Annotated in this window: 7 protein-coding genes; 2 read left to right on the plus strand and 5 right to left on the minus strand. The window is 72.7% G+C overall.

The window, feature by feature from the left end; translation table 11 throughout:
* Nucleotides 1-13: 13 nt before the first annotated feature.
* The 5 genes from ACFWW9_RS45155 to mppP form a co-directional block, all read right to left on the minus strand.
* Nucleotides 14-1,243 (minus strand): RNA polymerase sigma factor, encoded by a 1,230-nt coding sequence (locus ACFWW9_RS45155; RefSeq protein WP_390389670.1) that lies wholly within the window; start codon nt 1,241-1,243, stop codon nt 14-16.
* Nucleotides 1,240-1,608, minus strand: coding sequence for a YciI family protein (locus ACFWW9_RS45160; protein WP_390389672.1), 369 nt, complete (start codon nt 1,606-1,608; stop codon nt 1,240-1,242). Before ACFWW9_RS45160 ends, ACFWW9_RS45155 begins: the two co-directional genes overlap by 4 nt.
* Nucleotides 1,609-1,897: 289 nt before the next feature.
* Nucleotides 1,898-2,692, minus strand: a complete 795-nt coding sequence (gene mppR, locus ACFWW9_RS45165) for an enduracididine biosynthesis enzyme MppR (RefSeq protein ID WP_390389679.1) — start codon at nt 2,690-2,692, stop codon at nt 1,898-1,900.
* Between the two features lie 2 nt (nt 2,693-2,694).
* Nucleotides 2,695-3,882 carry an aminotransferase class I/II-fold pyridoxal phosphate-dependent enzyme gene (locus ACFWW9_RS45170; protein ID WP_390389673.1) on the minus strand — a complete coding sequence of 396 codons (1,188 nt, stop codon included), beginning with the start codon at nt 3,880-3,882 and terminating at the stop codon, nt 2,695-2,697.
* Nucleotides 3,879-5,030, minus strand: a complete 1,152-nt coding sequence (mppP, locus tag ACFWW9_RS45175; protein WP_390389674.1) for an enduracididine biosynthesis enzyme MppP — start codon at nt 5,028-5,030, stop codon at nt 3,879-3,881. The genes ACFWW9_RS45170 and mppP overlap by 4 nt, the downstream gene beginning before the upstream one ends.
* Nucleotides 5,031-5,454: 424 nt before the next feature.
* Here mppP and ACFWW9_RS45180 point away from each other — a divergent pair, with 424 nt between their 5' ends.
* Nucleotides 5,455-6,576: a branched-chain amino acid aminotransferase gene (locus ACFWW9_RS45180; protein WP_390389676.1), complete on the plus strand. Its 1,122-nt coding sequence runs from the start codon at nt 5,455-5,457 to the stop codon at nt 6,574-6,576.
* A gap of 28 nt (nt 6,577-6,604) precedes the next feature.
* The gene (locus ACFWW9_RS45185; protein WP_390389677.1) at nt 6,605-7,630 is read left to right on the plus strand and encodes a class I SAM-dependent methyltransferase; all 1,026 of its coding nucleotides are present in this window, start codon (nt 6,605-6,607) and stop codon (nt 7,628-7,630) included.
* Nucleotides 7,631-7,671: the final 41 nt, after the last annotated feature.

A 7,671-nucleotide genomic window follows, 5' to 3' on the forward strand; every position in this document is an offset into this window, starting at 1 on the left:
CCACTGCTCGCGGTCAGGCCGAAGAACTGAGGACCTGGCGGAGGCGGTGCCTGAGGTGGTTCCGCTCGGCGAGGTTGACGGTGGCGGTGATGGCCCGGCGGTAGGCGTCCGCCGCTTCCCCCGTCCGGCCCGCCGACTCCAGGAGGTGGGCGCGGACGGCGTCGAGGCGGGGCAGGTCGGGGTGGTCGGCCTCCAGCGCGGCGAGTTCGGCGAGGGCGGCGTCGTGGCCCGCGACCATGGCCTGGGCGACAACGCGGTTGAGGGTGATCGTGGGGTTGGCGCGGCCGGTCACGTGTTCGAGGAGCCGGTAGAGCGCGAGGATCTCGGGCCAGTCCGTCGACCCGGTGTCGGGGGCTTCGGCGTGCAGGGCCGCGATGCACGCCTGGATCAGGTACGGGCCGGGTTGCGCGCCGGGCGCGGCCCGTTCGACGAGCGCGACGCCCTCGCCGATCAGCTCCCCGTCCCACAGCGACCGGTCCTGCTCGTCGAGGGGCTTCAGGAGCCCGTCCGGTCCCACCCGCGCGGGGTGGCGGGCCTCGGTGAGGAGCATCAGGGCGAGCAGGCCCGCGACCTCGGTGGACTCGGGGACGCTCCGGAGCAGCAGCCGCGCCAGGCGGATCGCCTCGGCGGCGAGGTCCGCGTCGCGCGGGGGCGCGCCAGAAGTCGTGTGGTGGGCCTCGGTGAACATCACGTAGAGCACGTCGAGCACTGGCGTGATCCGCTCGGCGGCGTGGCCGGGTGCCGGAAGCGGCCCACCGAGTCGGGAGACGCGGCGCTTCGCGCGGGTGATCCGCTGGGCGATGGTGGCCTCGGGGACCTGGTAGACGGTGGCGATCTGGGCCGTGGTCAGCCCGGCGACCGCCCGCAGGGTCAGGGCGACCTGGCCCGAGCGCGGCAGGTCGGGGTGGCAGCACAGCCGCAGCACGAGCAGCGAGTCGTCGCTCTGGACGACGTCCGGCTCCACCGGCGGGCTCAACAGCGCGGTGCGGACCTCGCGGTCGCGCCGCCGGGCGTCGCTGCGGGCTTGGTCGGCGTAGCGGCGGCGGGCGGTCACGGTCAGCCAGCCCAGCGGGTCGTCCGGGTACTGCTCGGGCCACTGCCGGTGCGCGTCCAGCAGCGCCTCCTGAACGGCGTCCTCGCACCGGTCGAACCGGTCGCCGCCGTAGGCGCGCAGCAGCCGGGCGAGGGCCTGTCGCGCGAGGTCGCGCCACAGGCCCTCCCCCACCGGTGGCGGAGCCGTCACTGGTCTCCCAGATCGGCGAACATCACCGGACGCAGCTCCACGGCCAGGCCGGGGATCGTCGTGTCGGGGATCTGCTTCGCCAGCTCCACCGCGCGCGCCTCGTCCTCGACGTCGACGAGGTAGAAGCCGCCCATGAACTCCTTGCTCTCCACGAACGGCCCGTCGGTCACCTCGGGCAGGCCCTCGGAGCCGCGGATGACCTTCGACCGGCTGGGGTCGGCGAGGGCCTGCGTCGCGATGAACTCGCCACGTTCCTTGGTGGTGGCCATGAACGCGCCGTGCCCCTCGTGGATCCGCGTCTGCTGCTCGTCGGTGAGCTGCTCCAGCACGGCCGGGTCGACGTGCATCAGGATCAAGTACTTCACTGGTCCTCCTCGGTGGGCGAACCACCCGTCGTGGCGGTTCACCAGGGGGTCGTCACCGATTCGGCGGACACGACACCTCGTGCGCACGATTCTCGTCCACCATCGTCGGCACCGCGGAGGCGTCGCACTACCCGTGGAGTAGACCTAGGGCTACAGACCGCCACGGCCGCCGGTGCTTCACTGGTTCCCGGAGCCGACCCCCAGGGCTCCCAGCGAAATCCCCGGTGTCAAAGGGGATCCGGCCCGGTCCGCGTGGTTCTCCCCTTTTCCTCGCGGACCGGGCCGCCCGTCAGTCCAGCGCCCGACCCCCGACCAGGGTCTCGGCGTAGGAGAACACGTGGCCCGCGCCCACCTCCACGGGTCGCAGCGCCGCGAAGTCGGCGTCCAGCGCGTCGAAGATCCGCAGGTCGGCGCGGCCCGTCCAGACCTCGGAGAACTCGACCCCGGTCACCTCCGAGCACACGAGCCGGTGCACGGCGCGATCGGTCGGGAGCCACGCGGGGAACGTCCTCGTGTGCGCGAGCGGCACCGTGTGCAGCGGGGGTGGCGAGTCGGAGCGGTGCTCCAGCGTGACGGTGCCCTCGACCACCCGTCTGCCGTGGACGGACAGCGTGCCGTCGAACCGGCCGCCGGCCGCGAGCCGTGGACCCGCGCGGCCGACCGGGAACGGCGTGGTCTGGTGGATCTCGCCGAGCTGCTTGGGCATCCCCTGCACCCAGCCGCGCACCAGCGGCACCGGCTGGTCGACCCACGCGTACGGGCAGCGCGCCATCGGCCGTCCGTCGTGGGCGCAGCCGAGCAGGACGAGGAACTCGGCGAACTGGGCGCGGCCGGGGTCGGCCAGTTCCGCGCCGGAGTCCGAGCACCACTGCCACCGGGCGAACACCGCCGCGGCCGCGCCGGGGTCGGGGCCCTCGGTCAGCCCCGGCGGCAGGAAGGCGGCCGCCGCGGCGGGGTCCACCCGGTAGTCGATCATCACGACGTCGCCCGCGAAGTGCCACGGTGGCGGGGTGAGCATGGAGGAGGCGCCGGTCGGGGACAGCGGCAGGCTGTACCCGGCCACGCCGAGCTGGTCGGTGGGCATGGTCACGTCCGATCCGGGTTCAGCTCGCGAGCCAGCGCCGCTCCCGCGGCGGCCAGCTCGTCGGGCGAGGAGAAGCTGTAGGACAGGCGGATGCTCGGCGTGGGCGGACTGCCGAACCGCGATCCCGCGGCGACCGCGATCCCGGCCCGACCGGCGGCCGCGAGCAGGTCGGCCTCGGTCGTCGCGCCGGTGGCGGTGAGCCACAGGAAGCAGCCGCCCGCGGGCAGCCGGAACTCGGCGGCGTCGCCCAGGCCCTCGCTCAGGGCGGCCGCGAGCGCGTCGCGCCGCCACCGCAGCCGGGTGCGCAGCCAGTCGAGGTGCAGGTCGTAGTCGCCGGAGCCCAGCAGCTCGCCCAAGGCGAGCGAGGCCAGGTGGTTGGCGCACCCGCCGCTGACGAACAGGCCGCGCGCCGCCAGCCCGCCGGTCACCGCGGGGTCGGCGAGCAGCCAGCCCAGGCGAAGGCCGGGTCCGAGGGTCTTGGAGACCGTGCCCAGCCGCACCACGCCCCGGTAGCCCGCCAGCCCCGCCATCGAGTACCGCCGCCCCGGCTCGAAGCCCAGTTCGCCGTAGGCGTCGTCCTCCACGACGAGCACCTCGTGCCGTGCCGCGACGGCCAGCACCTCCTCCCGCCGCACATGGGGGACGACGACGCCGGTGGGGTTGTGGAACGTGGGGTTGAGGTAGACGAAACAGGGCCGTTCGCGCGCCAGGGCGGCGTCGAGCGCGCCGGGGTCCATGCCCTGGCCGTCCGACGGCACCTCGCGCGCCCGGAGTCCGCTGTCGGTCAGGACCCGCCTGCCGAAGTCGTACCCGACCTGGTCCACGACCACGCTGCCGCCGGGCGCTCCCAACGTGGTGGCGAGCAGGTGCAGCGCGTGCGACGTGCCCGCGGTGATCAGCACGTGGTCCGGCCCGCACGCGCGGCCATCGGCGTCGGCCGCGCGCTCGGCCAGTTCCGACCGCAGGTCGAGCGCGCCCCGGTTGTCCCCGTAGGCCAGCGCGGCCGAGCCGTACTCGGCGAAGACGCGCCGGTACGCCTCGTCGAGCAGGTCGACCGGGAGCAGGTCCGGGCTCAGGTAGCCGGGACCCAACTCGACCACGCCCGGTCGCGTCACCGCCTGCACGACGCCCGCGCGCCACCGCCTCCGGTGCGACGACGGTCCCGCGAGGTCGGTGGTGCCCGCCGTCATCCGGCGAGCAGGACGGAGCGGAGCGCCTTCGCCGCGGTCAGCACCGACGAGGCGGGCCGCGAGAGCGCGAGGCGCAACCGCCTGCTGCCCTCCACCGGGTTGGCCCAGTGGAACTTCTCGCACGGCAGCGCGTAGACGTTGTGCCGCCGCAGCGCGGTCCACACGTCCAGCGCGGTGCGCTGCCCCAGGTCGATCAGCTCGACGCTGGCGCGCGAGGACGGGTAGGGGAAGCGCACGTCCGGCACGCCCTCCAGGTGCTCGCGCAGGGTGGCGCGGTTGGTCGCGATGAACCGGTGCAGGTCGGCGAGGCCACCACCCGCCGCCTCCTCCGCGAACCGGCGCACCATGGACAGCACCAGCGGCGACACGCCCAGCAGGATGTCCGAGTAGACCTCGGCCAGCGGCAGGCCGACGTTCTCCGACGACGCCAGCCAGCCGATCTTCAGCTCCAGCGTCGGCCACAGCTTGCCGGTGTCCTCGATGACGACCCAGCGGCAGCCGCTGGCCTCCAGCACCTCGTAGTGGTCGTAGTGGGCGTCGGTGTCGAACCCGCGGAACGACGTGTCCAGGGTGAGGACCACGTCGTGCTCGGCGCACCGCGCGGCCAGCCGCCGCAGGGCCGAGCGCGACAGCACCCGGCCGGTCGGGTTGTTCGGCGTGGTGACGAACACGCAGCCCACCGACCGCAGCCGGTCGTCCGGGATGCCCGCACCGTGCAGGACGGGTTCCTCCACCGGCTCCAGTCGCAGGCCGACCCCGCGCAGGATGTCCGGGATGTTGTCGAAGGTGGGGTGCACCAGCATGATCGAGTCCGTGGTCCTGGCCAGCGACCGGGCGAAGATCTCCATGGCGACCGAGGACGAGTAGCAGCTCAGCAGCCGCTCGGGCACGTCGGGGAAGCGGCGCTGGCCGAGCAGTTCCAGGTACGCCCGGCGGGCCTCGGCCTCCACCTCCTCGACCGGGCGCTTCACCGATTCCGCCCACAGCGAGGGCAGTTCGTCGACGATGCGGATCTGGCCGGGGGTGAGCTCCTGCCGGGCGTGGCCGTCGGCGAGGTTGAGCGGACTGCCGAGGGCCAGGTACTCGAACTGCGTGAGGTTGCCGAGCTCCGCGGGCGCGGTCACCTCTCCGGTCTGGTTCATCGCCATCACAAGCACCTAACGTGAGAGTAGTGGGTGGCGTGCTTGGAACGGCCGCCGACGACCTTTCGATCCGGTTCGGCGGCACGTTCACCGGCGGACTCGAGCATTGCCGGGACACCACGAAGGCTACCAACGGAAACGGCGCGAACCGGGCGACGAAGTACACGACTTCACCGCGTCGACGGGCGGCGAAGAAGAGACCAGCGAATTTGCCGCACAATTCAAGTTGCTGGCCACGACCAGCGCGAACAGTGCTCATCCCGCCAGGTGGACGGGGGTGATCACCCAACTCCGGCGGGTAGCGGACGACTAATTCCGCGGATTAGCCGAACCGGCCACCAGCGCACTTTCCTCACCGGTGAATCGGATGGTCGCTCATTGAGCCTGCCACAACACTTCGGTGACCCAGGAAACAGTCGAGGGGAATGCGATGCCCCCTTTGCACGCTGACAAGATCCGTTTTACCGCGACGACCGTTCCCGACCACGCGAGGGTGGCCGACGGGGACCGGGAGGCCCGGATGCGGGCGCCCGGTTTCGGCCGGGTGTTCACCGAGCACGTGGTGTCGATCCGCTGGTCACTGGACCGGGGCTGGCACGACGCCCGCCTCGACCCGTTCGGCGACATCGCCCTGAGCCCCGCCGCGGTGGGCCTGCACTACGGGCAGGTCGTGTTCGAGGGGCTCAAGGCGTACGGGCAGGCGGACGGCGGTGTCGCGGTGTTCCGGCCGGACATGGCCGCCCGGCGGCTGCGCGCGTCCGCCCGCAGGCTCGCCATGCCCGAGCTCCCGGAGTCCCTGTTCCTCGACGCGATCACCGAACTGGTGCGCGCGGACCGGCGGTGGGTGCCCTCGGAGCGGGGCAAGAGCCTCTACCTGCGGCCGATCCTGTTCGCGACCGAGGCCCAGCTGGGGCTCCGTCCCGCGCACGAGCACCTCTTCCTGCTGATGGCCTTCGTCACCGACACCTTCTTCGCGGGCGGGGTCGCCGCCCCGCTGAAGGTCTGGGTGTCGGAGGACTACGTGCGGACCGCCCCCGGCGGCACCGGCGAGGCCAAGTGCCCCGGCAACTACGCGGGGAGCCTGCTGCCCGCGCAGGAGGCCCACGAACGGGGCTGCGACCAGGTCGTGTGGCTGGACGCGGTGGAGCGGAGGTGGGTCGAGGAACTGGGCGGGATGAACCTGTTCTTCGTCCACGGCCCGCCCGACGCCGCACGGCTGACCACCCCACCGCTCGGCGGGACCATCCTGCCGGGCGTCACCAGGGACGCGCTGATCACGCTCGGCCGCTCCCTCGGCCACGAGGTGGTGGAGGAGCCTCTGGCCGTGGACCAGTGGCGGGCTCGGTGCGCCGACGGCGTGATGCGGGAGGCGTTCGCCTGCGGCACGGGGGCGGTGATCTCCCCCATCGGCGAGGTCCGCTCGAAGACCGGCGCGTGGCGCGTGGGCGACGGCGAACCGGGAGCCGTGACCCAACGCCTGCGCGATGCCCTGGTGGACCTGCACCACGGGCTGGCGCCCGACCACGAGGGATGGATGTTCCCGGTGCCATGAGCACGACTCGATTCGAGGAGATCAGAGGATGACCGCACAGGACAGGGAAACCGCGCCCGCCGACCACTGGAGGACCACGAGGGAGGTGGTCGCCGACGCGGCGGGCGCCGCCGCGCTGCTGGAGATCGGCGACCAGCTCGGGCTGATCCCGCACCTGGAACGGGGGTTGCCGGTCACCGCGGCGGGTCTGGCCGCCGACACCGGGATCAGGGAGCGGGGGATCGCCAACTACCTGGAGGCGCTGTGGTCGGCGGGGATCGTCGACCGGACCCCCGACACCGCCGACGCCTTCCAGGCGGTCGACGACTTCGCGCAGATCCAGTACGAGTCCGGGTACGTGTACTGGGCGCTGGCCGCCAACCGCCCCTTCATCACCAACGCCGTCGACTTCCTCAACGACCCGCTGGAGGAGGGGGGCAGCCACCTCCGCGACGGCAGGCAGGTCGCCGTCAGCTCGCAGTGGATGGGCTCCAAGGGCTTCTACCCGGTCGCGCTCCAGACCATCCTCGACGCCGACCCGTCCCACGTGGTCGACCTCGGGGCGGGCACGGCGCGGCTGCTCATCGAGATCCTGCTCCGGCGCGAGGAGACCACGGCGCTGGCGCTCGACCTCGACGGCCCTTCCTGCCGGGAGGCCGAACTGGCGGGCAAGCGGGCCGGGGTGGGTGACCGGCTGACCGTGGTCGAGCGGTCGATCCAGTCGATCGCCGACGACGCCACGCCGGTCAAGGGGGCCGACCTGGTGCACGCCGGGTTCGTCTTCCACGACATGATGCCCGAGGAGGAGGAGATCGCCGACGGCGTCCTCGCCAACTGCCGGGACGCGCTGCGGCCCGGTGGCATCATGGCGCTGACCGAGGCCGTGCCGTACGTGCCCGACCCGCGCGAGCGCCGGTTCAGCGCGATCGTCACCTTCTACCACAAGCAGTTCATGCGCAGGCGCCTGCTGAACGAGCAGGAGTGGACGGACAAGCTGCTGGGGGCGGGCTTCTCGTCCGTCGAGTGCGTTCAGCACCGCTTCCCCACCGGCAGGTTGTTCATCGCCCGCAAGTGACGGGCTGTTCCACGACGAGAGCGGGGCACGGGCCACAAGCC

It is taken from the genome of Umezawaea sp. NPDC059074, assembly GCF_042738955.1.
Lineage (GTDB): Bacteria > Actinomycetota > Actinomycetes > Mycobacteriales > Pseudonocardiaceae > Umezawaea.